The sequence below is a fragment of the Pseudomonas sp. PA-5-4B genome (assembly GCF_021606215.1).
GTDB lineage: Bacteria > Pseudomonadota > Gammaproteobacteria > Pseudomonadales > Pseudomonadaceae > Aquipseudomonas > Aquipseudomonas edaphica.
Genome location: NZ_WKDB01000012.1, coordinates 80147 through 105155, shown reverse-complemented (window position 1 = coordinate 105155; position 25009 = coordinate 80147). Strand labels below are relative to the sequence as shown.

The 25009-nt window shown below is 60.0% G+C and carries 22 protein-coding genes and 1 pseudogene; 8 read left to right on the top strand and 15 right to left on the bottom strand.

Annotation, left to right across the window (positions count from 1 at the left end; all coding sequences use genetic code 11):
- Positions 1-22: 22 nt before the first annotated feature.
- Positions 23-643, bottom strand: coding sequence for a flavin reductase family protein (locus GIW28_RS08635; RefSeq protein WP_236447783.1), 621 nt, complete (start codon positions 641-643; stop codon positions 23-25).
- 192 nt (positions 644-835) lie between these two features.
- On the opposite strand from GIW28_RS08635, the gene GIW28_RS08630 reads away from it, so the two are divergent.
- The gene (locus GIW28_RS08630) at positions 836-1591 is read left to right on the top strand and encodes a COG4705 family protein (RefSeq protein ID WP_099549376.1); all 756 of its coding nucleotides are present in this window, start codon (positions 836-838) and stop codon (positions 1589-1591) included.
- A gap of 55 nt (positions 1592-1646) precedes the next feature.
- On the opposite strand, the gene GIW28_RS08625 is transcribed toward GIW28_RS08630, so the two are convergent.
- The 4 genes from GIW28_RS08625 to GIW28_RS08610 form a co-directional block, all read right to left on the bottom strand.
- The gene (locus tag GIW28_RS08625; RefSeq protein ID WP_017139777.1) at positions 1647-2966 is read right to left on the bottom strand and encodes an MFS transporter; all 1320 of its coding nucleotides are present in this window, start codon (positions 2964-2966) and stop codon (positions 1647-1649) included.
- 277 nt (positions 2967-3243) lie between these two features.
- Positions 3244-4569, bottom strand: coding sequence for a sigma-54-dependent transcriptional regulator (locus GIW28_RS08620; RefSeq protein ID WP_099549377.1), 1326 nt, complete (start codon positions 4567-4569; stop codon positions 3244-3246).
- Positions 4563-6329: an ATP-binding protein gene (locus tag GIW28_RS08615; RefSeq protein WP_017139779.1), complete on the bottom strand. Its 1767-nt coding sequence runs from the start codon at positions 6327-6329 to the stop codon at positions 4563-4565. Before GIW28_RS08615 ends, GIW28_RS08620 begins: the two co-directional genes overlap by 7 nt.
- Positions 6330-6504: 175 nt before the next feature.
- Complete coding sequence (locus GIW28_RS08610) at positions 6505-8028, bottom strand: fumarate hydratase (RefSeq protein ID WP_236447782.1); 1524 nt, start codon at positions 8026-8028, stop codon at positions 6505-6507.
- Positions 8029-8245: 217 nt separating this feature from the next.
- Here GIW28_RS08610 and GIW28_RS08605 point away from each other — a divergent pair, with 217 nt between their 5' ends.
- On the top strand, positions 8246-9178 hold the full coding sequence (locus tag GIW28_RS08605) for an iron-sulfur-binding ferredoxin reductase (protein ID WP_236447781.1): 933 nt from the start codon (positions 8246-8248) through the stop codon (positions 9176-9178).
- A gap of 30 nt (positions 9179-9208) precedes the next feature.
- Positions 9209-9958 (top strand): enoyl-CoA hydratase-related protein, encoded by a 750-nt coding sequence (locus GIW28_RS08600; protein WP_236447780.1) that lies wholly within the window; start codon positions 9209-9211, stop codon positions 9956-9958.
- A 161-nt stretch (positions 9959-10119) separates the two neighbouring features.
- Here the strand turns inward: GIW28_RS08600 and pyk are convergent, their stop codons facing one another.
- Positions 10120-11571: a pyruvate kinase gene (gene pyk, locus GIW28_RS08595; protein ID WP_017139781.1), complete on the bottom strand. Its 1452-nt coding sequence runs from the start codon at positions 11569-11571 to the stop codon at positions 10120-10122.
- Positions 11572-11746: 175 nt separating this feature from the next.
- Between pyk and GIW28_RS08590 the strand changes: the two genes are divergently transcribed.
- Entirely contained in the window at positions 11747-12121 is a 375-nt protein-coding gene (locus GIW28_RS08590; protein WP_017139782.1) for a tetratricopeptide repeat protein, read from the top strand.
- 226 nt (positions 12122-12347) lie between these two features.
- Positions 12348-12707, top strand: a complete 360-nt coding sequence (locus tag GIW28_RS08585; protein WP_026013902.1) for a PilZ domain-containing protein — start codon at positions 12348-12350, stop codon at positions 12705-12707.
- A gap of 62 nt (positions 12708-12769) precedes the next feature.
- On the opposite strand, the gene GIW28_RS08580 is transcribed toward GIW28_RS08585, so the two are convergent.
- The 6 genes from GIW28_RS08580 to GIW28_RS08555 are packed head-to-tail and all read right to left on the bottom strand — an operon-like array spanning position 12770 to position 19437.
- Entirely contained in the window at positions 12770-14101 is a 1332-nt protein-coding gene (locus GIW28_RS08580; protein ID WP_138450155.1) for a DUF58 domain-containing protein, read from the bottom strand.
- Between the two features lie 7 nt (positions 14102-14108).
- Positions 14109-15104, bottom strand: coding sequence for an AAA family ATPase (locus GIW28_RS08575; RefSeq protein ID WP_099549381.1), 996 nt, complete (start codon positions 15102-15104; stop codon positions 14109-14111).
- A complete protein-coding gene (locus GIW28_RS08570; protein WP_099549382.1) occupies positions 15101-16258 on the bottom strand; it encodes a DUF4350 domain-containing protein in 1158 nt (385 codons plus the stop codon). The genes GIW28_RS08575 and GIW28_RS08570 overlap by 4 nt, the downstream gene beginning before the upstream one ends.
- Positions 16255-17781, bottom strand: a complete 1527-nt coding sequence (locus GIW28_RS08565; protein ID WP_236447738.1) for a DUF4129 domain-containing protein — start codon at positions 17779-17781, stop codon at positions 16255-16257. The genes GIW28_RS08570 and GIW28_RS08565 overlap by 4 nt, the downstream gene beginning before the upstream one ends.
- Positions 17768-18748 carry a stage II sporulation protein M gene (locus GIW28_RS08560; RefSeq protein ID WP_017139788.1) on the bottom strand — a complete coding sequence of 327 codons (981 nt, stop codon included), beginning with the start codon at positions 18746-18748 and terminating at the stop codon, positions 17768-17770. The genes GIW28_RS08565 and GIW28_RS08560 overlap by 14 nt, the downstream gene beginning before the upstream one ends.
- Complete coding sequence (locus GIW28_RS08555) at positions 18745-19437, bottom strand: RDD family protein (protein WP_017139789.1); 693 nt, start codon at positions 19435-19437, stop codon at positions 18745-18747. The genes GIW28_RS08560 and GIW28_RS08555 overlap by 4 nt, the downstream gene beginning before the upstream one ends.
- A 165-nt stretch (positions 19438-19602) precedes the next feature.
- On the opposite strand from GIW28_RS08555, the gene sbcB reads away from it, so the two are divergent.
- Positions 19603-21030 (top strand): exodeoxyribonuclease I, encoded by a 1428-nt coding sequence (gene sbcB / locus GIW28_RS08550; protein ID WP_099549385.1) that lies wholly within the window; start codon positions 19603-19605, stop codon positions 21028-21030.
- Positions 21031-21120: 90 nt separating this feature from the next.
- On the opposite strand, the gene mvaT is transcribed toward sbcB, so the two are convergent.
- Entirely contained in the window at positions 21121-21495 is a 375-nt protein-coding gene (gene mvaT, locus GIW28_RS08545; protein ID WP_005790963.1) for a histone-like nucleoid-structuring protein MvaT, read from the bottom strand.
- Between the two features lie 346 nt (positions 21496-21841).
- On the opposite strand from mvaT, the gene purU reads away from it, so the two are divergent.
- Positions 21842-22690: a formyltetrahydrofolate deformylase gene (gene purU, locus GIW28_RS08540; protein ID WP_099549387.1), complete on the top strand. Its 849-nt coding sequence runs from the start codon at positions 21842-21844 to the stop codon at positions 22688-22690.
- Between the two features lie 84 nt (positions 22691-22774).
- Entirely contained in the window at positions 22775-22945 is a 171-nt protein-coding gene (locus GIW28_RS08535) for a hypothetical protein (protein WP_176991499.1), read from the top strand.
- 35 nt (positions 22946-22980) lie between these two features.
- Here the strand turns inward: GIW28_RS08535 and GIW28_RS30770 are convergent, their stop codons facing one another.
- A complete protein-coding gene (locus GIW28_RS30770; protein WP_370589484.1) occupies positions 22981-23745 on the bottom strand; it encodes a methyl-accepting chemotaxis protein in 765 nt (254 codons plus the stop codon).
- A 93-nt stretch (positions 23746-23838) separates the two neighbouring features.
- Positions 23839-24870: pseudogene (locus tag GIW28_RS30765) on the bottom strand (HAMP domain-containing protein); the annotation flags it as partial.
- Positions 24871-25009 lie beyond the last annotated feature (139 nt).

Sequence of the window (25009 nt, the reverse complement as noted above, 5' to 3'; positions counted from 1 at the left end):
GTGTTTGTTGGGCAGTATCGGGTCAGCGCGGGCGATACATCTTGAACAACGCCTCCGGTCCCAACTGGAAATAATCCGCCGGGCCACCGCCGCGCAAAATCGGCTCAGCGGCCGCCGTGTCGTAAACCCCATCCTTGAGCAGCCACTTGGCAATGTGCACGGCAACCACCTCACCGAGCACCAGCCAGCTAGGCACCAACCCCTTGTCGGCACGCTGCAGTTGAATGATCTGCGTCACCTTGCATTCAAACGACACCGGGCTTTCGCCCACCCGTGGCACCCCGACGATTTTCGAGGCCACCGGCGTCAGGCCGGATAACTCGAATTCATTCACGTCCGGCGATACGGCCGCGCAGCTCTGGTTCATCTGCTCGGCCAGCGGGCGGGTGGCCAGGTTCCACACGAACTCGCCGGTCTGTTCGATGTTGTTCAGGCTGTCTTTGCGCCCGACACTGGAAAACCCAATGATCGGCGGGATGTAGTTGAACGCGTTGAAGAAACTGTAGGGCGCCAGGTTCAGGCGGCCCTCGCCATCGTGTGACGAGATCCAGCCAATCGGCCGTGGCCCGACTATGGCATTGAACGGATCATGGGGCAGGCCGTGGCCGTTGGCGGGTTCGTAGAAATGGATATCGTCGGACATGGGCCAGGGTTCCTGCTGCGCGTTGGAGGAGGCCGTCATAGTGCAATCCAGAGCGATGAATTTCCATCGCGCGTATGGAATTTTCATTGATTGCCCACCTATTTTTCACAGCCCCGCGTTCAGTCTGCGCGCCAGGTCGGCACCCCTTTAAGTCGGCTGATTGAAAGACTGAGCTTCGGAGCCTTCTCGCACATGAACAAACTTCCTCAGATCACCCTGGCGTTCTGGGTCATGAAAATCTGCGCAACGACCCTGGGCGAAACCGCCGGGGATTTGCTCTCGATGACCCTTAACGTCGGCTACGCCATCAGCTCGATGATCCTGATCAGCGTGTTTCTCGTCACGCTGCTGACACAGCTCTGGTCGAAAACCTACAACCCGGTGCTGTACTGGATCGTGATCCTGTCCACCAGCACGGCCGGCACCACCATGTCGGACTTTATGGACCGCACGTTGGGCCTGGGCTATGCGGCAGGGTCGATGATCCTGATCGTGATCCTGATGATCATCTTTGCACTGTGGCGCTTGAGCGGCGACTCGCTGAACGTGAACAAGGTCCAGACCTTTCGCGGCGAGCTGTTTTACTGGATGGCGATTCTGTTTTCCAACACCTTGGGCACCGCGTTGGGCGACTTCCTGGCGGACGATTCGGGGTTGGGCTTTGCCGGTGGCGCCTTGCTGATCGGCTCGGCGATTGCGCTGGTGGTCGCACTCAAATACTTCACACAGATATCGTCAGTGCTGCTGTTCTGGGTGGCATTTGTGCTGACCCGCCCGTTTGGTGCGACCCTGGGCGATTTTCTGACCAAACCCTCTGAAAAGGGCGGGCTGGATTTCGGCACCGTTGGCTCATCGGCGGTGCTGGCGGCAGTGCTGGTGGTGATGATTGCCGGGGCGGCATATGCGCAGCGTCGGTATGGGCGTAGCGCAATAGCGGACGTTTCCTGAAACCAAATGTGGGAGCGGGCTTGCCAGCTCCCACATTTTTTACCGCGCTAAACCCTTAGTCGGTGGTGATGCGCGAGTGTTTACGGGTGTCTTTCATGGTCACGTAAACCACCAGCGACACAGCGATACACGCGGTCACATACCAGTAGTAACCCGTCTCCATGCCGATGTTCTTGAACCACAGCGCAATCACTTCAGCCGTACCGCCGAAGATCGACACGGTCAGCGCATACGGCAGGCCCACGCCCAGCGCACGGATCTCGGTTGGGAACAGTTCAGCTTTCACCACCGCGTTGATCGAGGTATAGCCGCTGACGATGATCAGCGCCGCCATGATCAGGAAGAACGCACCCCACCAGCTTTGGATAGTGTGCAGGGTTGTGAGGATCGGCACGGTGAACAGCGTGCCGAGGATGCCGAAGGCGATCAGGATCGGCCGGCGGCCAACCTTGTCTGACAGCCCGCCAACCAGCGGTTGCAGGCACATGAACAGGAACAGTGTGGCGGCCGAAATGGTGGTGGAGTCGGAGATGCTCATGCCGACCGTGTTCACCAGGTATTTCTGCATGTAGGTGGTGTAGGTGTAGAAGGCCAGGGTGCCGCCCATGGTCAGGCCGACCACGGTCATCACTTCCTTGGGGTGACGCATCAAGGTGCGCATTGCGCTTTCCTTGGCTTTTTCCTTTTTGGTGAACGACTCGGTTTCTTCCATGCCACGACGCAGGAACAACGCGACGACTGCGCACAGCGCGCCGATGGCGAACGGGATGCGCCAGCCCCAGGCATACAGCTGCTCGGTGGTCAGGGTTTGTTGCAACACGATCAATACGGCAAGGGCGATGAGCTGGCCGGAGATCAGGGTCACGTACTGGAAGCTGGAGAAGAAACCGCGACGCTCCTTGGTCGCCATCTCACTCAGGTAAGTGGCCGAGGTGCCGTACTCGCCACCGACCGACAGGCCCTGCAGCAAACGCGCAAACACCAGCAGGATCGGCGCGCCGATACCGATGGTGTCGTAGCCCGGCGTCAGCGCGATCAGCAGCGAACCGAAGCACATCAGCAATACCGAGAACATCAGCGCAGCCTTGCGGCCTTTGTAGTCGGCATACAGGCCCATCAGCCAGCCACCGATCGGGCGCATGATAAAGCCCACGGCAAAGATGGCAGCGGTGTTCATCAACTGAGCGGTGGAGTCACCGGCGGGGAAGAAGGTCTTGGCGAAGTACAGCGAGAAAGCGGCGTAGACGTACCAGTCGTACCATTCGACCATATTGCCGACGGAGCCACTGAAGATCGATTTGATACGGCTGGTAGTGGTGCGCTCTTTAGCCGGCGCGGCCGCCGACCCCAGAGGCAGGGCGTTGGAGTTATCCATTGAAGGATCCTTCATCTAGTTGTTTTTATGGAGCCGCACGAACGCAGCCTGGTTTGGGCTATAGCAGGAGCTGTGCCAAACAGATGAAGGCCCGGAATAGAAGGGTTACAAGATTTTTTTGAGCGGAAAGTCGCTGATGATTATTGGGTGGTGAGCGGAAATCCGCTTATGGCTGCTGGCCTCATCGCAGGCAAGCCAGCTCCCACAGGAACGCGCATTCCAACTGTGGGAGCTGGCTTGCCTGCGATAGCGTCTTCGAAAACGCCATCGAAAATAGCTAAAGAAACATCTCCCGCACCAACCCATGCCGCTGCATCTTTTCATTCAAGGTACGGCGCGGCAGTTGCAGCTCGGCCAACACCGCCTTGATATCGCCTTTGTGCCGCGTCAACGCAGCCTTGAGGCAATGCGCTTCGAACGCTTCCTGTTGCGCCGCCAGGGATTGCCCGGCCTCGACGCCTTCCGGCTCAGGTTCACCCAGGCCCAGCACTTGGCGCTCGGCGACGTTGGCCAGCTCGCGCACATTGCCCGGCCAGTCGTGGCTGAGCAGGCGCCCCAGTTGCGCGCCGCTCAACGGCTCGACGTTGCGGCCCAGGCGCTCGGCGGCGCTTTGGGCGAAGTGGTCGAACAACAGCGGGATATCTTCGCGGCGCTCACGCAACGGCGGCAGGCGCAGTTGTGCGACGTTTAAACGGTACGCCAGGTCTTCGCGAAACCGCCCGGCGCGGGCCTCTTCGAGCAAGTCGGGCTTGGTGGCGGCAATGATGCGCAAGTCCACATGGATACTTTGGTTGGAGCCCAGCCGCTCCAGTTTTTGCTCTTGCAGCACCCGCAACAATTTGACCTGCTGGGCCAGCGGCATGCTTTCGATTTCATCCAGGAACAGCGTGCCGCCGTGGGCATATTCCAGCTTGCCGATGCGCTTGCCCTGGGCGCCGGTGAACGCGCCGCTTTCGTGGCCGAACAGCTCGGCTTCAAACAGCTGCTCGGGGATGGCCGCGCAGTTGAGCGCGACAAACGGCTTTTTTGCCCGAGGGCCAAAATCATGCAGGCAACGGGCGACCAGTTCCTTGCCGCTGCCGGTTTCGCCACGGATCAGCACATTGACCGGCAAGCTGGCCAGGTCCAGCACTTGCCGGCGCAGGGTCTGCAAACCGCGAGACACGCCGAGCAGGCTCGATTCCAGCTGCGCCCGATGGTCGGCCTGTTGATGCAGGCGACGGTTCTCCAGGATCAACCCGCGTTTATCCAAGGCGCGGCGCAGGCTGTTGAGCAGTGCGTCCGGGCTGAAGGGTTTTTCCAGAAAGTCGTAGGCACCGTCGCGCATGGCTTCCACGGCCATCGGTACATCGCCATGGCCGGTGAGCAAGATCACCGGTAAGTCGGCGTCACGCCGCTGCACTTCGGCCAGCAGCTCCAGGCCGCTGAGGCCGGGCATGCGCACGTCGCTCAAAATGACGCCAGGAAAGTCTTTGGGCAGCTGTGCCAGGCATTCTTCGGCGCGACTGAACAACTGCACTTCGAATCCCGACAGGCTCAACCACTGCTCGACGGCGGTGCGAATACTCGCCTCGTCATCCACCACAATCACTGCGTTCAACATAGGTCGGGTGTCTCCAGCGCGATGGGCAAGGTCAGGGTAAATACCGCGCCGTCGCCACGGTTACCGGCGAGCAGGCGCCCACCCAGTTCATGCACGATGGCATAGGACACGGCCAACCCCAAGCCAAGGCCGTCGCCCACGGGTTTGGTGGTGAAAAATGGATCGAACACGCTGTTCAAATGGGCTTCGGCAATCCCGCCGCCGCTGTCGCTGACGCTCAGTTGCCACAGCTGTTGGTCGGCGTGCAGGCGGATTTCCAGGCGTTTGCGCGGTTTGTCGGCCATGGCGTCCAGCGCATTGCGTAGCAGGTTGATCAGCACTTGCTCCAGGCGGATCGCGTCACCGCGCACCCAGGCGGGGCGGCTCAGGTCCAGCACCACACCAATGCTTTCATCGCGCAGGCGGGCGTCGAGCAGGTGCAAGGATTGGTCGACCACCGTGGCCAAATCCAGCCGTTCGCGCAGGCCGCTGGGGCTCTTGCGGGCGAAGGTCTTAAGGTGGCTGGTGAGCGCCGCCATGCGCGTGAGCATGTCGTCCAGCGGGGTGAGCGCCTTATAGGCATCGTCCACGCGGCCGTGATCGAGCAGCAGGCGCAAGGTCGCCAATTGCATGCGCTGGGTGGTCAGCGGCTGATTGATCTCATGGGCGAGGGCAGCGGACATTTGCCCCAAGGCCGCCAGCTTGGCCGACTGCACCAGGCCATCCTGCGCAGTGCGCAACGCCTGGGTGCGTTCTTCGACAAGCTGTTCAAGCTCCTCGCGGCTGCGTTGGCGCAAACGGGCCAGGCGCCAGCGTTGGTTCAGGAACAGCAGCAGGAACACCAGCGCCAGCCATGAACCGGCGGCGGCAAGGCCAGCGTTGCGTTGGTCTTCAAAGGCGAATTGCGGTTTGCGCAGCAAGTGCAAGGTCCAGCCTTCGGCTTTCAGCGGCAGGGATTCCCAGATGTAATTGGCGTTGCCGTCGGGGCCGTTGACACGCATCAGATGGCTGTTTTCGTCAAAACGCTGCAATGTTTGGGTGTCCAGCGGCTGCAGCTGTTTCTTGTCGTATTGGCGAGTTGCCTTGAGTTCGGCAAGGTCGCTCGCCGACAACGGACGCAAGTTGCGGAAACGCCAGCCCGGCTGATTGGCGATAAACACGATGCCACGCGCATCGCTGACCAGCAGCAGGTCATTACCTTGGGCCCATTCGCGCTCAAGTTCGGGGAACTCCAGCTTCACCACCATGGCGCCGAGGAACTGTTCGTGCTCATCGACCACGGCGCTGGAGAGGAAATAACCCGGAATGCCGGTGGTCACCCCCACCGCATAAAAACGCCCGGTTCCCTGGCTCAAGGTCTGGCTGAAATACGGGCGAAACGCGTAGTTGTGCCCGACATAACTGCTGGGCAGGTTCCAGTTGCTGGCGGCCACGGCCAGACCGTTACGGTCCATCAATTCCAGAGTGGAAGACTGCGCGGCACCGTTGATGCGTTCCAGCTTGCGGTTGAGCAAGTCCTGGGTGGCGGTGTCCAGCGGGGCTTTAAGGGCGCTGATCATTTCCGAATCCAGCGCCAGTACGGCGGGCAGGGCACGGTAACGTTCAATCAGGGTATGCAGTGAGTTGGCATAGAGCGCCAGTTGTTGATTGGCGCGAGCGGCGTCATCCACCAAGGCCTGGCGTTCGGCATGGCGGGTGGCCAAGGCGGCGGCCAGCACGGCGCCGGCGATGATCAACAGCGAGTAGAAAGTCAGTCGCAGGGGGCGAGGGATCACGATCATACGGTGATGAACAGGCGCGGTAAGGGGCAAGCACCATAGCATGAGCCGCCGCAAACTTGTGGCACGTGGAATTTCTGTGGGAGCAGGCAAGCCAGCTCCCACATGACCGAGTTCGCCATAAAAAAGGCGACTGGGCCGTGGGGCCGCAGTCGCCTTTTTCCTTGCGGGGAAGTGCTTACTGCACTTCGACCGCCAGGCTTTCACTGATCTTCTTCTGCCAGATGGCAGGACCGGTGATGTGTACGGATTCGCCCTTGCTGTCCACCGCAACGGTGACCGGCATGTCTTTGACGTCGAACTCGTAGATCGCTTCCATGCCCAGTTCGGCAAATGCGACAACGCGCGACTTCTTGATGGCTTGCGCCACCAGGTAAGCAGCGCCGCCCACGGCCATCAGGTATACGGCCTTGTGGTCCTTGATCGCTTCGATCGCAGTCGGGCCGCGCTCGGATTTGCCGATCATACCCAACAGGCCGGTTTGCTCGAGGATCTGACGGGTGAACTTGTCCATCCGCGTGGCCGTGGTCGGGCCAGCCGGGCCAACCACTTCTTCGCGCACCGGATCAACCGGGCCGACGTAGTAGATGAAGCGACCCTTGAGGTCCACCGGCAGGGTTTCGCCCTTGTTGAGCATCTCGACCATACGCTTGTGAGCTGCGTCGCGGCCGGTGAGCATCTTGCCGTTGAGCAACACGGTTTCGCCCGGCTTCCAGCTTTGTACTTCTTCCGGGGGCAGGGTGTCGAGGTTGACGCGGCGGGCCGACGGGCCGGCTTCCCAGACGATTTCCGGGTAGGCGTCCAGCGGTGGTGCCTCCAGCGACGCCGGGCCTGAACCATCGAGCACAAAGTGTGCATGACGGGTGGCGGCGCAGTTGGGGATCATGCACACCGGCAGCGAGGCTGCGTGGGTCGGGTAGTCCATGATTTTCACGTCGAGCACGGTGGTCAGGCCACCCAGGCCCTGGGCGCCGATGCCCAGTTGGTTGACCTTCTCGAACAGCTCCAGGCGCATCTCTTCGATACGGTTCTGCGGGCCGCGCTTTTTCAGCTCGTGAATGTCGATGGACTCCATCAACACTTCCTTGGCCATTACCGCAGCTTTCTCGGCGGTGCCGCCGATGCCGATGCCGAGCATGCCCGGTGGGCACCAGCCGGCGCCCATGGTCGGAACGGTCTTGAGCACCCAGTCGACGATCGAGTCGGACGGGTTGAGCATGGCCATTTTCGACTTGTTCTCGGAACCGCCGCCCTTGGCTGCCACGTCCACTTCCACGGTGTTACCCGGGACGATGGAGTAGTGGATTACGGCCGGAGTGTTGTCCTTGGTGTTTTTACGCGCACCGGCCGGGTCGGCCAGGATGGAAGCACGCAGGACGTTTTCCGGCAGGTTGTAGGCGCGACGCACGCCTTCGTTGATCATGTCGTCCAGGCCCATGGTGGCGCCGTCCCAACGCACGTCCATGCCCACGCGCACGAACACGGTAACAATACCGGTGTCCTGGCAGATTGGGCGATGGCCGGTGGCGCACATGCGCGAGTTGATCAGGATCTGGGCGATGGAGTCACGGGCTGCCGGCGATTCTTCACGCAGGTAGGCTTCGTGCATGGCCTGGATGAAGTCAACGGGGTGGTAGTAGGAAATGAATTGCAGGGCGTCGGCAACGCTCTGAATCAGGTCGTCTTGCTTGATCACGGTCATGAGTCGCGCTCCTCTATAAGGGAACATTCAATAAAGGTGGCTTCAGTGTTGCATCGGTCGGCTGAAACCACCTTTCCAAGGCACGCCACAGTGGTGCAAGGCGCGACGCTAAAAAGGCGCGGCAGTATAACCCGACGCGGTGGCCGATACACCCGACTATGGTCAAACTGTCGCAGGCATGATTCCCTGTGCCGGTCCCTTCTGATTGAGCCTTTATATGCCTGAACTGCACGTCGGCGAACGCCACTGGTCGGTAGCCACCGGCAGCAACCTGCTGGATGCCTTGAATCTGGCGGGTGTGGCTGTGCCCTACAGTTGCCGGGCGGGCAGTTGCCATGCGTGCCTGGTGCGTTGCCGGGGTGAGGTCGATGATAAGCAACCCGATGCCCTGAGCCCGGCGCAGCGCCAGGACGGTTGGCGTTTGGCTTGCCAGTGTGAAGTTGTCGCAGATTTACAGGTTGAAGCATTTGACCCACTGCACGATGGTTTGCCCGCTCAAGTGGTGGGCGTCGACTGGTTGAGCCCCGAGGTACTGCGCCTGCGCCTGCAACCCGAACGTGGCTTGCGTTATCGGGCCGGGCAACATCTGGTGCTGTGGGCGGGGCAGGTGGCGCGCCCGTATTCGTTGGCCAGCTTGCCGCAGGAAGACCCGTTTTTGGAGTTTCACCTCGATTGCCGCCTGCCCGGCGAATTCAGCGCTATTGCTCGGCAATTACAGGTGGGCGACAGCCTGCGCCTCGGCGAATTACGTGGCGGGGCACTGCAATACGATCCTGACTGGCAATCGCGGCCGCTGTGGCTGCTGGCATCCGGCACGGGGCTTGGGCCGTTATGGGGCGTGCTGCGCGAGGCACTGCGCCAGGATCACCAAGGCGCCATCCGCCTGATTCACCTGGCCCATGATGCCGATGGGCATTATCTGGCCGAACCCTTGGCGCAATTGGCCGCGCTGCACGCGAACCTGACTGTGGAGCTGTGGACGGCGGCTGAGTCGGCCCAGGCATTGGCGCAACTGCGGCTTGTTTCGCGGCAAACTCTGGCCTTACTCTGCGGGCACCCCGCCAATGTCGAAGCGTTTTCCAAACGCCTGTTCCTGGCGGGCTTGCCGCGCAATCAACTGCTGGCTGATATGTTCCTGCCGCGTGGTTGAGCGCTGACTTTTCCAGCCGCGAGATTCGCCATGACCGACGCCATCCTGCTGCAACGCGAAGGCGGGCTGCTGACCCTGCAGTTCAATCGCCCCGACAAGAAAAACGCCCTGACCCGCGCCATGTACACCCAACTGGCCGAGGCGTTGGAGCAGGCTGATGCGGACTCAGGTATCCGTGCGGTGCTGATCCAGGGCAGCAATGAGTGTTTTACCGCCGGCAACGACATAGCCGACTTCCTCGAACAGCCGCCCAGTGATCTGGACAGCCCGCCGTTTCACTTCATGAAAAGCCTGCTCAACTGCCGCAAGCCGGTGATCGCGGCGGTGGCGGGTGCGGCGGTCGGCATCGGTACGACCCTGTTGCTGCATTGCGATCTCGTCTATATCAGTCGCGATGCGCGCTTGCGCATGCCTTTCGTCAACCTGGGGCTGTGCCCGGAGTTTGGCTCCAGCCTGATCCTGCCTCGGCTGCTGGGGCATGCGAAAGCGGCTGAACTGTTGCTGTTGGGCGAAGGCTTTACCGGCGAGCAGGCGGCGGCGTGGGGCATTGCTACTGAGGCGATGGGTAGCGGTGAAGCGGCGCTGGTCAAGGCGCGGGAAGTTGCGCAGCGCTTTGAAACCCTGGCGCCGGGAGCGGTGCAGGTCAGCAAACAGTTGATGAAAAGTGTCGACCGTGAACAGTTGCGGCAGGTGATTGAGGTCGAGGGGGCGTTGTTTGTGCAGCGTTTGAAGTCACCGGAGGCGATTGCGGCGTTGTCGGGGTTTATTGCCCGGCGTTGATGACGCCATCGCAGGCAAGCCAGCTCCCACATTGGAATGCGGTCAACTGTGGGAGCTGGCTTGCCTGCGATGAGGCCCTTTAATTCAACAGATCTCCAGGCCTTTAAATACAAAAAGCCCCGCCATTCACATGGCAGGGCTTTTGTTTTTCAGCGTGTCACTCAGAACTGCGGGTCGCCCACGTGCAGGATCTTCATGCCATTGGTGCCACCGGTGGTGTGGTAGCTGTCGCCCTTGGTCAGGATGACCCAGTCGCCTTTCTCTACGACGCCACGCTTGACCAGTTCGTCGATTGCCTTCTGGCTCACTTCGTTAGGGGCCAACGAAGCTGGATCGAACGGAATGGTGTACACGCCACGGAACAACGCTGCGCGGGCCTGGGCTTCGCGGTGCGGGGTGAACGCGTAGATCGGTACCGACGAACGGATGCGCGACATGATCAGCGGGGTGTAGCCACTTTCGGTCAGGGCAATGATCGCCTTGACGCCCGGGAAGTGGTTGGCGGTGTACATGGCCGCCAGGGCGATGCTCTGGTCGCAGCTTTCGAACACTTTGCCGATGCGGTGGCTGGAGGTCTTGCTGGTCGGGTGCTTTTCGGCACCGACGCAGATACGCGCCATGGCCTGTACGGCTTCCAGCGGGTAAGGGCCGGCAGCACTTTCAGCCGAGAGCATCACGGCGTCGGTGTAGTCGAGCACGGCGTTGGCCACGTCGGACACTTCGGCACGGGTTGGCATCGGGTTCTGGATCATCGACTCCATCATCTGGGTCGCTACGATCACGGCCTTGTTGTGACGGCGTGCGTGCAGGATGATCTTCTTCTGGATACCGATCAGCTCGGCGTCACCGATTTCCACGCCCAGGTCGCCACGGGCAACCATCACAGCGTCGGATGCATTGATCAGGGCATCGAGGGTTTCGTCATCGGCCACGGCTTCGGCACGTTCGATCTTCGCCACCAGCCAGGCAGTACCGCCGGCTTCGTCGCGCAGCTTACGGGCATATTCCATGTCGGCAGCGTCGCGTGGGAAGGACACGGCGAGGTAGTCCACTTCCATTTCGGCGGCGAGCTTGATGTCGGCCTTGTCTTTCTCAGTCAGGGCCGGCGCCGTCAGGCCACCGCCGCGACGGTTGATGCCTTTGTGATCGGACAACGGGCCACCGATGATCACGGTGCAGTTCAGCTCCGTCGAGGTGGCCGTGTCGACGCGCATCACCACGCGGCCGTCGTCCAGCAGCAGTTCGTCGCCGACGCCGCAGTCCTTGACCAGGTCCGGGTAGTCGATACCGACGACTTCCTGGTTGCCTTCGGTCAGCGAATGGCTGGTGGAGAAGGTGAACTTGTCACCGATCTTCAGCTCAATGCGCTTGTTGGCGAATTTGGCGATACGAATTTTCGGGCCTTGCAGGTCACCCAGCAGTGCCACAAAGCGGCCGTGCTTGGCGGCCAGGTCACGCACCAGCTTGGCGCGAGCCTTGTGCTCGTCCGGGGTGCCGTGGGAGAAGTTCAGACGGGCAACGTCCAAACCAGCCAGAATCAGCTGTTCGAGGACTTCCGGCGAGTTACTGGCCGGGCCAAGGGTGGCGACGATTTTGGTACGACGGACGGACATGCACAGACTCCTGAGTTCAAGCGCTGGGGAAGGCTACTATGCTCTTTGGTTGTAGTCATTGTTCGTTTGCACTACTTATCGAAGATTCGCTTGTTTTCGCTCCAATTGAATAGATGAACATCCTTGAAGATTTTCGACGCGGGGTCGATACACTGCTCAAGACAGGAGAACCCCCATGCGAATTTTGCTCATTGCTGCCCTGGCCGTCAGTGTTGTCGGCTGTACCCGCTGGTCGATGGACCATCATTTGAACAACGCTTACCGCGCCTATGGGGTGGGTGACTGCGAGCGTGTCACCCTGGAGTTGTCCCAGGTAGACCGCGAGAGCCGTACCCGTCGGTATGTGCAACCGGAAGTTTCGATGCTGCGCGGGCAATGCCTGGAGCGCCAGAAGCTGTTCGTCGATGCGGTGCAAACCTACCAGTTCATCATCAATCAGTACCCGTCCAGCGAGTACGCCTATCGTGCCCGTGCTCGGCTCGACACCCTGCAGCAACTGGGCCATTACTCCGGCGCGAGTGTCGCGCAGCCACGGCCCGCATCACTTTGATGATATTTGTCATTCCATAGCTGGCCCGTCGCCAGTCTTAAGCTATTCTTTGAATGTCTGTTTGTACAAGTTTATGTTCAATCGGATGGATTGCTTGGGATTGGCAGTTGTAAGGCGATCAAGCGCACGCTGGATTCGCACCAATTTCCAGGGAGAGCGAACATTCAGTGTTCGTTCCGAATAACTGGCGCGGCCACTGATCTGGCCAATGGATGGCGATTTCATCATGTTTACCGACCGAAGGATTGAGCGGCATCAGCTGTCTGGTTTCTTGAAAGTGTTCAACCGGCTGACGGATAAGCCTATTGGCTACTTGGGGAACGTGTCCGAAGATGGGCTGATGTTAATCAGCCAATTACCCATGATGGTTGACGTGGCGTTTGAACTGCGTTTGAAAATCCCTCTGGCAGACGGTGATTTCCAGGCAATTGACCTCACAGCGATGTGCTTGTGGAGCCACGAAGATGTTAACCCGCAGCACTATGACTCAGGGTTTCGCGTGGTCGAAGCGCCTGAGGCATACGGGCACTTGATAAGTGCCTTGTATCATTACTTCACCTTTGATCCTCTGCAGGCTTCCGCCTAGACGTTGCGCGCTGTCGACCCGGCTCGGACGTGGTTAGCCGAGCTTGTGGTCGTGTGCTTGAGTCATAAAACACCGGCCTTTTTCCAGCCCAGATAGCGCGTCACCAGTGCAGCCCCCAGCCCCGAAGGTGGCGTATCCAGCACCGACAAACCGTGGGCACTCAAGCGCTCATGCAGATCGTTTCTCTTGTTGAGATAGTCGACAGTCCCGCTGTAGGCCAGCGCTTCAGGCAAGGTTTGAACCGGGGCCTGGCGCAGTTGGTCGAGTATGTCTTCGCGCAGGCTGGCGACCAGCACCCGATGTTGCCGGCTGATGCGCTTAACGGCTGCGAGTAACTCCTCATCATCTTCATCGCGAAGATTGGTCACCACGATCACTAATGCCCGACGTTTCTGTCGGGCCAGTAATTGGCTGGCGGCGGCTGCATAATCGGCAGTGCGTCGGGTGGTGTCGAGGTCGTAAACGGCATTGAGTAATACGTTCAGTTGGCCGCTGCCTTTGACGGGTGCCAGGTAGCGTGGCTGGTCACAGGCAAAGGTGCACAGACCCACCGCATCGCCTTGGCGCAAGGCGACGTAACTGAGTAACAGGCAGGCATTGAGGGCGTGGTCGAAGTGAGCGAGCTCCGCGTCCTGGCTGCGCATGCGCCGGCCGCAATCGAGCATGAGCACTATCTGCTGGTCGCGTTCGTCCTGATATTCCCGGGCGATGGGCGTGCGCTGGCGCGCGGTGGCCTTCCAGTCGATCTGTCGCAGGCTGTCGCCTTCGCGAAACTCGCGCAACTGATGAAACTCCAGCCCCAACCCGCGTCGTGGGTGCTGGCGAACCCCTAATTGGCTCAACCAACTGTCCACGCCCAGCAGTTGTGCGCCGTACAAACGGGCAAAGTCAGGGTAGACCCGCGTTGTATCCCGGGCTGCAACAAAACGCCTCGCAGACCACAACCCGAAAGGGCTGGGCAGGTGAATCTCACTGCGACTGAAACTGAAGTGGCCGCGCCGCAAGGGCCGCACTCGATAGCCCAGTTCGCTTCGCTGGCCCGGGAGAAGCTCGATGGACTGCGGCATATTCTCCACGCTCAGGCCGTCAGGTGCGTGGTCAAATACCTGCACGGTCAGCGGCTGCGGGTAGTCATGTTCAAGGGTCAGGCGTACCTCACCCCAGCGGCCCAGGGCCAGGCTGCCGGGCATCTGCCGTTGCACCCGTGGGCAGGGAAGGCGCCGCAGGCGCAGGGCGTCCAGCAGTGCCAATAGAAACAGCGCCAGCAGCAGGCCCCACGCCACTGAATGCAGCGTGTCGGGCACTTTGAGCTGGAGCGCTGTAGCCGCGCCCAAGAGGATGTTCAAACCCGAGAGGACGCCGAGCCAGATCAGCAGCAGACGAGTTGGCTTCATGGTCGGGTCATTGCCGAGGTGCCGAAATCTGGTCCAGCAGTTGCTTGAGCACCTGATCCACTTCCAGCCCGTCAATGTCCAATTCGGGGGCAATACGCACGCGATGGCGCAGCACCGCCAAGGCGCAGCCCTTGATATCGTCCGGGGTAACAAACTCGCCGCCGCGTAGCAAGGCCCGGGCGCGGGCGCCGCGAACCAGGGCGATGGAGGCACGCGGGCCTGCACCGATGGTCAGCCCCGGCCAACTGCGAGTGGCGCGGGCCAGGCGCACGGCGTAGTCGAGTACTTGCTCATCCAGCGGCAGTTCGCTGGCAATTTGCTGCAACTGCAACACGTCCTCTGCCTGCAGCACCGTGCGCAGTGGCTGCACATCCAACATGTCGGCCCTGGAGGAGCGGGTGACTTCGCGGACCATCTCCAGCTCCTGCTGCGCATCGGGGTAGTCCATGCGTACTTTGAGCATGAACCGGTCCAGCTCGGCCTCGGGCAGGGGGTACGTGCCTTCCTGTTCGATGGGGTTCTGGGTCGCGAGCACCATGAACGGTTGGCCAATGGGCAGCGCTTCGCCCTCGAGGGTGACTTGGCGTTCCTGCATGGCCTCAAGCAGGGCGGCCTGGGTCTTGGCGGGGGCGCGATTGATTTCATCGGCCAGCAACAAGTGGGTGAACAGCGGCCCCTTGCGCAGCTTGAACTGCTCACTGTGCAGGTCGTACACCGCGTGGCCGGTGACATCGCTGGGCATCAGGTCCGGGGTGAACTGAATACGTGCAAAGTCGCCACCAAAACAGCGTGCCAACGCGCGAACCAACAGGGTTTTGCCTAGGCCCGGTACACCTTCGAGCAGTATGTGGCCACCTGCGATCAATGCGGTCAGCACATCGTCGATCACCTGGTCCTGGCCAATCACCGCCTTACGCAGTTCAACACGCAGAGCCTGTGCCTGCTGGCTGGCCTTTTGAAGGCTTTCGGCAGTCGGGGCGGTGGCTGATGGAAATTCGCTCATAGGGCATTCCTGAGGGTTTGCAGGCTCGCCACCTGACGGCTGAAATCGGCGCTGGTGAGCCGTTTTGCCGGGAGTGGGTCGAGGGCCTGGCGGATGACGTGGGAGGGTTGGCGCGTCAGGCGTTCGAGGACCTGCCATTGTTCGTCGCTGTCGAGGTGTTCAAAGCCTGGGTGGCGTCGTCGTGCAGCCCGCTGGATATCACGCTGCAAGGCGTGCAGCAGCGTGCCTTGGCCACTGCGGCGCAGCAGGAAGTCGGCACTGGCCTTCAAATGTTCCTGTAACTGGCGACGTGCCTTTGGCGCGGGCGCCTGGGTCGGCCCCTGGCGCATGCCGGCGTGCCAGAGTGCCAGGGCAATCAGTGCGCAGAGCGCCACTAACGCCTGGGGGAAGTTGCGCATTAGCAGGGTGAGCAGATCGTCTACGTCGCTGTTGAACAGCAGTGTTACATCCGTCCCCCGGTTGAGATACCACAACAGCCAGGCGTTATCGTGTTTGCCGATGCCTGGGGTTTTCCACAAGTCGCTGTCGGTTACAACCGTTACGGTGCCTTGGCCGAAGTTGCGTTGCATCAAATGGCTGGACTTGCCGCTGTTGGCGGAGAACTGCGCCAGGTGTCTGGGGTCGGTGAGGTTGAAGTCGGTATCGAAGCTGAAATAGGCCGGGGCGGTCTCATTGTCGACGTAGAGCTTGGTCAGGTCCGGTACTTTCTTTTTGCGTGGGGAAGCAGGCTCGTCAAGGCCCTCGCTGAGTGTCTGGTGGAAGCCCAGCTGATCCAGCAGCAGGTCGCCGCTTTTACCGGTTTCCTCATCCCAAAGCGCTTCGGCAACCAGCAGCAAATGGCCACCGGATTTTGCCCAGTCCAGCAGTTGCTCAGCCTGGCGCGGGGTCATGTTGCTGCGCTCGCCCAGCAATACCAGGCTATGCCCCTTGGCTGGCTGGTCGGCCAGGTGCTCAAGGCTGTTGGCGTGTTCCACGGCCAGGCCCTGCTGGCGCAGGAAGTATTCAGCCGCCAGGTAGGGGTTGGCGATGGCTTGTGGCGATGGGCCGCGATCGACTATTTCGTCGTAGGGGATCGCCTTGTGCCAAACATAAAGCCCACCTGCTCCAAGCACACAGGCCAGCAGCAGGCCGACCCACAGCATGGGGCGGTTCATTGGGCGGCTCCCGTACTGAACAGGGCGCGCCAATCGCGGCACAGTTGCTGTTGTACCAAAGCCGGCGGCAGGCGGTGGCCATAGGCGAGGTTTTGCCAGTGGTGTGTCAGTGCATCACTGAAGGCCAGTAGTTGTGGCTGTTGCAGTTGGTGGATGCGCTCCAGGACCTGGCCTTCGGTATCGGCGCTTTTCAGGGGCAGGTTGAAGTCGTGCAGCAGTCGGTTGAGCAGGCCGCGATACAGCAGGCCGAGAGCTTCCCTGGGGTGGGTGGACCACAGCTGTTCGGCGGTGCTGGCAATGTCGTCAGGCAAGGTCTCGCTGCCCAACGCCAGGCCGAACAATTGTGCAGGGGCCGCTTTGGCGGTTTTGGCTTTGGCTGGCCCGCGTCGACTGACGAAGGTGTGCAGCCACTCCCGATAGCGCCAGACAACTAGCGCGAGGCCAGTCGCCAGCAGGCCCCAGAGCAGTACCTCCAGGCCGAGGGCGGCGTTTTTGAAGGTATTGCTGTTGAATCCGTCCAGTAGCGCCTGAAGCCAGGCCGGAAGTTTACCGTCACCCTTTACCTTGTGTTGCGCGGCGTTTTTTTCGTCGCCAAAACGGTAGCGAGTGACGGTTTCCGGGTGCTTGAACGGGGGGCTGTCCAGCAGCGCCTTGATCGATTGGCTGGCGGCCTGGGTGGTGACTTGTTTGGCCGGTCCGGGGTCGTCCGCCATGACGGGGCGGCTGAATGGCACGAGCATCAGCCCAGCCACCAGCAGCAACGTTGCGACGCTGCTCAGGCGTTGGCGTAATCGGCGGAACACCAGTTCAAGGTCCCAGGCTTCCAGCACGGTGCGGCGGTTGAGGTACAGGCTGAAGCCGCAAGCGACATAAATGGGCTCCCAGAACACCAGAATCAGTGCGTAGAAGGCGTTACTCAAATGCTCCAGCCACAACCCTTCCGAGCCGCTTGCCAGTGCCAGCCGTTGCCAGTCCCAATCGAGTTCCAGTTGCTGCGGGATGAACAGGTAAAACAGTGCCATGCAACCGAACCACAGGCCGATTTCCATATGCACGCCAATGGTGGTCAGCCAGCGTGCGGCGCCGGCGTTGCGTTGCAGCAGCACCCCCAGGCGTATTTGACGGGCATTGCCATCCTGGCCTTCAAGCTGGCTCACCGGCATCACAAAGCTGCGGCTCAGGCTCAGTCGCCTCCAGGTCAGGCTGGCCAGCAGTTGGCCTTTGAGCAGGCGCGGCCACTGGCGCACAGCCTGCTTGAGGCTGGGTGTCTCGCCAAACAAGGCCTTGGAGAGGATGTACAGTGGCAAGCGGTCAAAGGCCGGTTTTAACCACCAGAACACAAACATGGCCATGGACGGGTATCGCCACAGCAGCACGGTCAGCAAAATGAATATCGGCAACGTCACCATTGCCCAACTGCTCATTAACAGCAGTCGATGTTCCTGGGCCATCAGTACGCCCAGGTCCATGGCTTCCCAGGAGGTGCGGGGCCGAATTACCACGCTGGCCTCACTCAGGCGCATGGTGAGTGCGTCCGGCAAGCGTGAGGTAGGCGGCAACCAGCAGCCACAGCCCGGCGCCCGTTGAGTATTTGATCCAGGGCGTGATCGTGGTGGAGGAAGACCAATAGGCTTCAATAAACGCCGCGATCAGCAGCAATAGCATGACGCCGCAAAGCATCCGCACGCTTGTGCGTGCCGCCAGCCGCAGGGATTCGCCGCGAGTCAGGTGCCCGGGAGCAATCACCGCCCAGCCCAATTGCAAGCCTGCCGCCCCGGCCAGGGCGATGGCCGTGAGTTCGAAAGCACCGTGGCCGATGACAAACGACCAGAAGGTCTGGCCATAGCCGATCTCGGTGAGGTGGCCGGAGATGGCGCCGATGATCAGGCCGTTGAAAATCAGAAAGAACACGCTGCCCAAACCAAATAGCAAACCGGCGGCAAAGGTCTGGAAGGCAATCCCGATGTTGTGCATCACGTAGTAGCCGAACATCATCCAGTCTTCACTGGAAGCGCGGTCGGCGGCACGCCCCAGGTGGCCAGCATCCGGGTCATACATGCTGTGCATTTCGGCGACCTGCGCGGGGCTCACGATGCTGTAGATAAGGTCTGGAAACAGGTAGACCAGCAACGCAACGCCCACCAGGCTGCCGAAGAACAGCACGCCGGCGATTAACACGAAACGCCATTGTTCGCGCACCAGGCGCGGGAAGCCCGCCAGGATGAAACCCAGTACATTCGCGCCCAATTGGCTGCGGTGGCGATACAACTGCTGGTGGCCCCGCAGCGCCAGTTGTTGCAGGGGATCTATCAGATAGCTGCTGTAGCCACGCTCCTGGGCCAGGGCGAGGTGCTGGCACAGGCGTCGATAATGGTGGGGGAAGTCAGACATATCGCTGGCCTTTGCCTTGCCTTGCTCCAACTGTATGAGTTGTGCGGTGAAGGCTTGCCACTGCGGCTGATGGCGGCTCTCGAACAGGCTCTGCTTCATGCTGGCCCCACTAAGCCGCGCGCCACGCCATTGAGTTGTTCTACCGCGCGAGCCGGCGATACGTGTAACGGCGTTGCCAGGATGGACGCCAGTTCGTGCACCCGATCGGCGGACAACTCACTTTGGCGTTCAGCGAAACCCAGTATGGCGCGTTGTTCGCTCAGCTCCAGCGTGAAGGGCAGGCGCAGGGCGGCGGCTTGAGGCACCTTGGGGCGCGCCAGTGGCTGTTCGCGGTAGACCACCAGGGTGCCCGCAGCGAGGTCGCCGAGCCGTTTGAAGTGAGGGTGTTGCAGGCAACTGATGGCGCCGAGGAAGTAGCCCAAAGGCAGCATGTCGACAAAGCGCAGCAGGTTGCGGATGAGTGAAGCTGGCCAGCCAATGGGTGTGCCGTCGTCCTGAATGACGCGCAAGCCCATGACCTGCTTGCCCGGAGAGCAGCCCTGGTTAAGGACTTCGAACAGCACCATGTACCACCAACTGATCAGGAACAGCAGCAGCGAGCCCAAGCCAATACCGATATTGCCAAGCAACGCCAGCGGCACGAGCAGGATACCCATGATCAGGCCGCGCAGTCCCAGGTCGAAAGCAAAAGCCAGTGCGCGTGGCATCAGGCCGGCCGGGCGCAAGGGCAAGTCTATGCCCTCGGGGGTCTCGATCGGGTAGTGGGTATCCAATGGAACTGATGGCATCGCGATCCTTGGCAGTGCGGGCGGCTTGAAGACACGGATGCTAGCAGTGTCGACGGTGGAAGCAACCTTTCAAGGTTTTGCTGGATGTTTGTACAGTAATCTATCGCTGGCCCCGAGTGCCTTGCAGCGCCTAGACTTTGTCGATCTTCAGCACAGGAACAGCCCGTGACTACCATTTTCTGGTACGACTATGAAACTACCGGCATCAACCCCCGCAGCGATCGCCCGTTGCAGGTTGCCGGTATTCGTACCGACCTCGAGCTCAACGAGGTCGGCCCGCCGGTCAACCTTTATTGCCAGCCAAGCGACGATATCCTGCCGCACCCGGCTGCCTGCGCCATAACCGGTATCACCCCTGGCATTCTGGCGGAAAAAGGCCTGGCCGAAGCCGACTTCATGACCCGCGTGCACGCCGAGCTGGCTGCGCCTGGAACCTGTGGTGCCGGTTACAACACGTTGCGCTTTGACGATGAAATGACGCGCTACAGCCTGTACCGCAACTTTTTTGATCCGTATGCCCGTGAGTGGCAGGGGGGCAATAGTCGTTGGGACTTGATCGATGTGGTTCGTACGGCTTACGCACTGCGCCCCGAAGGCATTGAGTGGCCGCAGCAGGACGGGCGTGTCACCCTCAAGCTGGAGCGTTTGACCCAAGCCAATGGCATCGACCATGGCCATGCTCACGATGCCCTGTCGGACGTGCGAGCCACCATAGCCCTGGCGCGGCTGATCCGCGACAAGCAGCCAAAGTTGTATGACTGGCTGTTTCAACTGCGCAGCAAGCAGCGGGTGATGGATCAGATCCGCCTGTTGCAGCCCATGGTGCATATTTCCGGGCGTTTCTCCGCCGAGCGTCATTACCTGGGTGTGGTACTGCCCCTGGCCTGGCACCCGCGCAATCGCAATGCGTTGATTGTCTGTGACCTTGGTCTCGACCCGCAGGGTTTGCTCGACCTGGACGCCGAAACCTTACGCCAGCGGCTTTACACGCGCCGTGATGAGTTGGCGCAAGGTGAGTTGCCAGTGCCGCTCAAGTTGTTGCATATCAACCGCTGCCCGGTGGTCGCGCCATTGAATGTGCTGCGCGCACAGGATCGCGAACGCCTGAACTTCGATATGGACGTGTGCCAGGCGCGGGCGCTGCGACTAACTGACGCACAGGAAGTTTGGCGCGACAAGTTGGCAGCCATTTATGCCGAGGAAGACTTTGCACCGAGCACAGACCCGGAGCAGCAGCTCTATGACGGTTTTATCGGTGACCGCGACCGACGGTTATGCGAACAAGTCCGTGTGGCTGAACCGTCACAGTTGGCACGTCAGCAGTGGCCTTTCGATGATCATCGATTGCCGGAATTATTATTCCGTTACCGTGCGCGTAACTTTCCTGACACCTTGGACAACGATGAGCAACAACGCTGGAAACTTTTCTGTCAGCAACGTTTGTCGAGCCCGGAGTGGGGCGCACCCAATACCCTGTTGGCATTTAAGCAGGCACGTGAGGAGTTGGCTGTTAGTGCTACAGCGTTTCAGCGCCAGGTGCTCGATGAATGGCAAGAGTATGCCGACTCTTTAGCCGCTCGCCTGGGCTTGTAGTCAGGCACTTGCAAAATATTCGGACAATAAAAAACGCCAGCAAGCTGGCGTTTTTATTGTGTTGCATATCAGGCAGAAGCCCGATCAGGCTTAGCCCAGCAGGGTAGCCCAACCTTCTACCACGTCGCCGCCCCACTTGGCTTTCCACTCTTTCAGAGTCTTGTGGTTGCCACCTTTGGTTTCAATCACTTCGCCGTTGTGCGGGTTTTTGTACTGCTTGACCTTGCGAGCACGCTTGGTGCCGGTAGTTTTCACAGCGCCACGTGGTGCTTTAACTTTGGATTCCGGATCCAGCAGCGCGATGATGTCACGCAGGGATTTGGAGTACTCACCCATCAGGGTGCGCAGTTTGCCTTCGAATTCCAGCTCGGTTTGCAGCTTGTCGTCTTGTGACAGGTTCTTCAAACGGGCTTGCAGTTCTTTGATAGCTTCTTCGGTGGCGCGGTATTCGTTGATCAGGGACATGTGGACTACCTTATGTAGAGCGCTGATTGACAGTGAGTGGCCTAATAATAGTCAGGCAATTTCCCCAAGTAAACATTTAAGAAGGCATTTATGTGAATTACGTTGAATGTTTGTGGCAATGCTATGCAATCGAGTTAATTAATAGGTGGTAGGTGTAAAAATAATTCTGTTTATTTTGCATAACTGTCTGAGCCTCGGAAGGGCGTTCATATAGCGGCGGTAAAACCTTACGCTATTAAGGGGTGTCGCCAGGACCGGGCGACAGAATAAGGTGCAAGGAGTACTGCAGTTTTTCTGCGTAATCGCTAGAATGGCGGCCTTTGCGAAGTTCTGGAGTTTCCCCCTAATGCGCACTTTTCGGCTGGTGATTGCTTGCCCGGACCGGGTTGGTATCGTTGCCAAAGTCAGTAACTTTCTGGCCTCCCACAACGGCTGGATCACCGAGGCGAGCCATCACTCGGACGATCTCAGTGGTTGGTTTTTCATGCGTCATGAGATACGTGCCGACACGCTGCCCTTCGGCCTCGAAGCGTTTCGCGAGGCGTTTGCGCCGATCGCTGAAGAGTTTTCGATGACCTGGCATATCACCGACACCGAGCAGAAAAAACGTGTCGTGCTGATGGCCAGCCGTGAATCCCACTGCCTGGCCGACTTGCTGCACCGTTGGCACAGCGATGAGCTGGACTGTGAGATCGCCTGTGTAATTTCCAACCATGATGACCTGCGCAGCATGGTCGAATGGCATGGCATCCCGTACTACCACGTGCCGGTCAACCCACAGGACAAGGAACCGGCATTCGCCGAAGTCTCCCGCCTGGTCAAGCAGCACGAAGCCGATGTAGTCGTGCTGGCGCGCTACATGCAAATCCTGCCGCCGGAACTGTGCAGCGAATATGCCGGTCGAGTGATCAACATTCACCACAGCTTCCTGCCATCGTTTGTGGGTGCCAAGCCGTATCACCAGGCCTCCCTGCGCGGTGTGAAGTTGATTGGCGCAACGTGCCACTATGTCACCGAGGAGCTCGACGCCGGCCCGATCATCGAGCAGGACGTAGTGCGCGTCAGCCACCGCGACAGCATTGAAGACATGGTGCGTTTCGGCCGTGACGTCGAGAAGATGGTGCTGGCCCGTGGCCTGCGTTACCACTTGGAAGATCGCGTGCTGGTACACGGCAACAAGACTGTGGTGTTCTGACAGCCGCGTTTAAGTTGAAGAAAAAAGGGCCTGGGCGTTAAATCGTCCCAGGCCCTTTTTTTGTCCGCCATGAAGGATTAAGCGATGAGCGATCCACTCGATAAAGCCACCTCCAAGGCCCCAGCGACGCTGGGCGAAGGGTGTTTGAGCCGTTTTGACCCGGATGACCTGGACGCGGAGGATGGCACCGAGTTTCCCGGTGCCGCCGAGCTGTGGCGGCAGGAGCACACTAAAAACGATCCCGAGCAAGCCTAGCGGTCCGCCGCCTTAACGCTCGGCGGGCGCAGGGATCAGATCCGGAAGCTGCCCACCAGCTGTTTCAAGCGTGCGGCCTGTTGTTCCAGGTCGGTACAGGCGCGCAGGGTTGATTGCAGGTTTTCCACACCTTCCTGGTTGAGGGTGTTGATCTCGGTGATGTCCATGTTGATCGACTCCACCACCGAAGTCTGTTCCTCGGTGGCGGTGGCCACGGACTGGTTCATCCCGTCGATCTCGCCAATGCGTTGGGTCACGCTGTTGAGACGCTCGCCGGCCAGGTTGGCGATCTCGACGCTCTCCAGGCTATGGCGTTGGCTTTCACTCATGGTGCTGACCGAATCCCGGGCGCCGACCTGCAACTCTTCAATCATCTTTTGCACTTGTTGCGCCGATTCCTGAGTGCGATGTGCCAGGTTGCGCACCTCATCGGCCACCACCGCAAACCCGCGACCAGCTTCACCTGCACGTGCCGCTTCGATGGCGGCGTTCAGCGCCAGCAGGTTGGTTTGCTGGGAGATGCTGGTGATCACTTCCAGAATCTGCCCGATGTTCACGGTCTTGCTGTTGAGCGCTTCGATATTGCTGCTGGAGGCGCTGATCATCTCGGACAGTTGGTTCATTGCCTTGATATTACGCTCGACCACTTGCTGGCCGTCCTCGGCCAAGTGCCGGGCATCGCTGGCCTGATGGGAAGCCTGCGCGGCGTTACGTGCAATTTCTTGCGCAGCAGCGCCCAGTTCGTTGATGGCGGCGGCCACGCTGTTGGTGCGGTTGGCCTGCTCGTCAGAGTTGACCATCGACGAGTTGGAAGCGCTGACCACTCGCAGGGCCACTTCATTGACCTGCTCGGTGGCCGAGGACACTTCGCGAATCGAGGTGTGAATGCGCTCCACGAAGCGATTGAAAGCATTACCCAGCGTGCCGAACTCGTCGTGATTCTGGATGTTCAGGCGGCGGGTCAGGTCACCTTCGCCATCGGCGATGTCCTGCATGGCGCGGGTCATCACGTGCAGGGGTTGCAGCAGTACTCGGATCAGCATGCCGAGCAGCGCGATGATGATCACAACCGCAATGATCGTGGCGATAACGGCCGAGGTGCGAAATTTGCTGAGCATGGCGAAGGATTTATCTTTATCCACCGAAATACCCAGGTACCAGTTCACCGACGGCAGGCCTTTGATGGGGGTGAAGGTCACGATGTTGTCTTTGCCATTGGCTTCGACTTCGCTGAAATCACCACTGATCTTCGGGGTGTTTTTCGGGTACATGTCGGCCAGCGTCTTCATCACCAGGTTCTTGTCCGGGTGCACCAGCACTTTGCCGTCAGCGCTGACCAGGAACGCGTAGCCCATGCCGCCGAAGTTCAGCGCGCCGATGTTATCCACCAGCGTTTGCAGGCTCAGGTCGCCGCCGACCACGCCGATGCTTTGCCCCGCCTTGGCGCTGGGGGTAGCGACGGAAATGATCAACTGGCCGGTCGCTGCGTCGATGTAAGGTTCGGTCAGGGTTGAGCCGTTACTGCTTTGGGCGCCTTTGTACCAAGGGCGCACCCGTGGGTCGAAACCGTCCGGCATCTTGGTGTCGGGGCGGATGGTGAAGGCGCCTTTGCTGTCGCCCACGTAGGTGGCCATGAACGAGGATGTCAGGGTTTTCTGCTCGAGCAGGCCAGCAACTACGGCGGGTTCAGGGTTGATCGCGATGTTCTGTGCAGCGTTTTCGACCAGGGCAATACGCCCTGTAAGCCAGGTTTGAATGTTGCTGGCGGTGACATCGCCCATTTCATGCAGGTAATTATTGAGGTCGTCGCGAATCGCGTTGCGTTGCAGGTAGTCGTTGTAGAGGGTAAACAGTGCAAAAGCGGCGATGACGATAAGGGAGGCTGCAAGCAGGATTTTGTGGCTGAAGCGCAGGTTTTTATTCATGGCTTGTAGGGTCCGCTAAGGTCTTAATATCCGAAGCGCGTCCTTGTAGGATGCGCAAAATGACAGCGTCAAAAAAGGTGTGATACTGCTTGTGATAATTCCGGTGGTCCCTGTGAGAACTATCTGACCTATTTTTAGA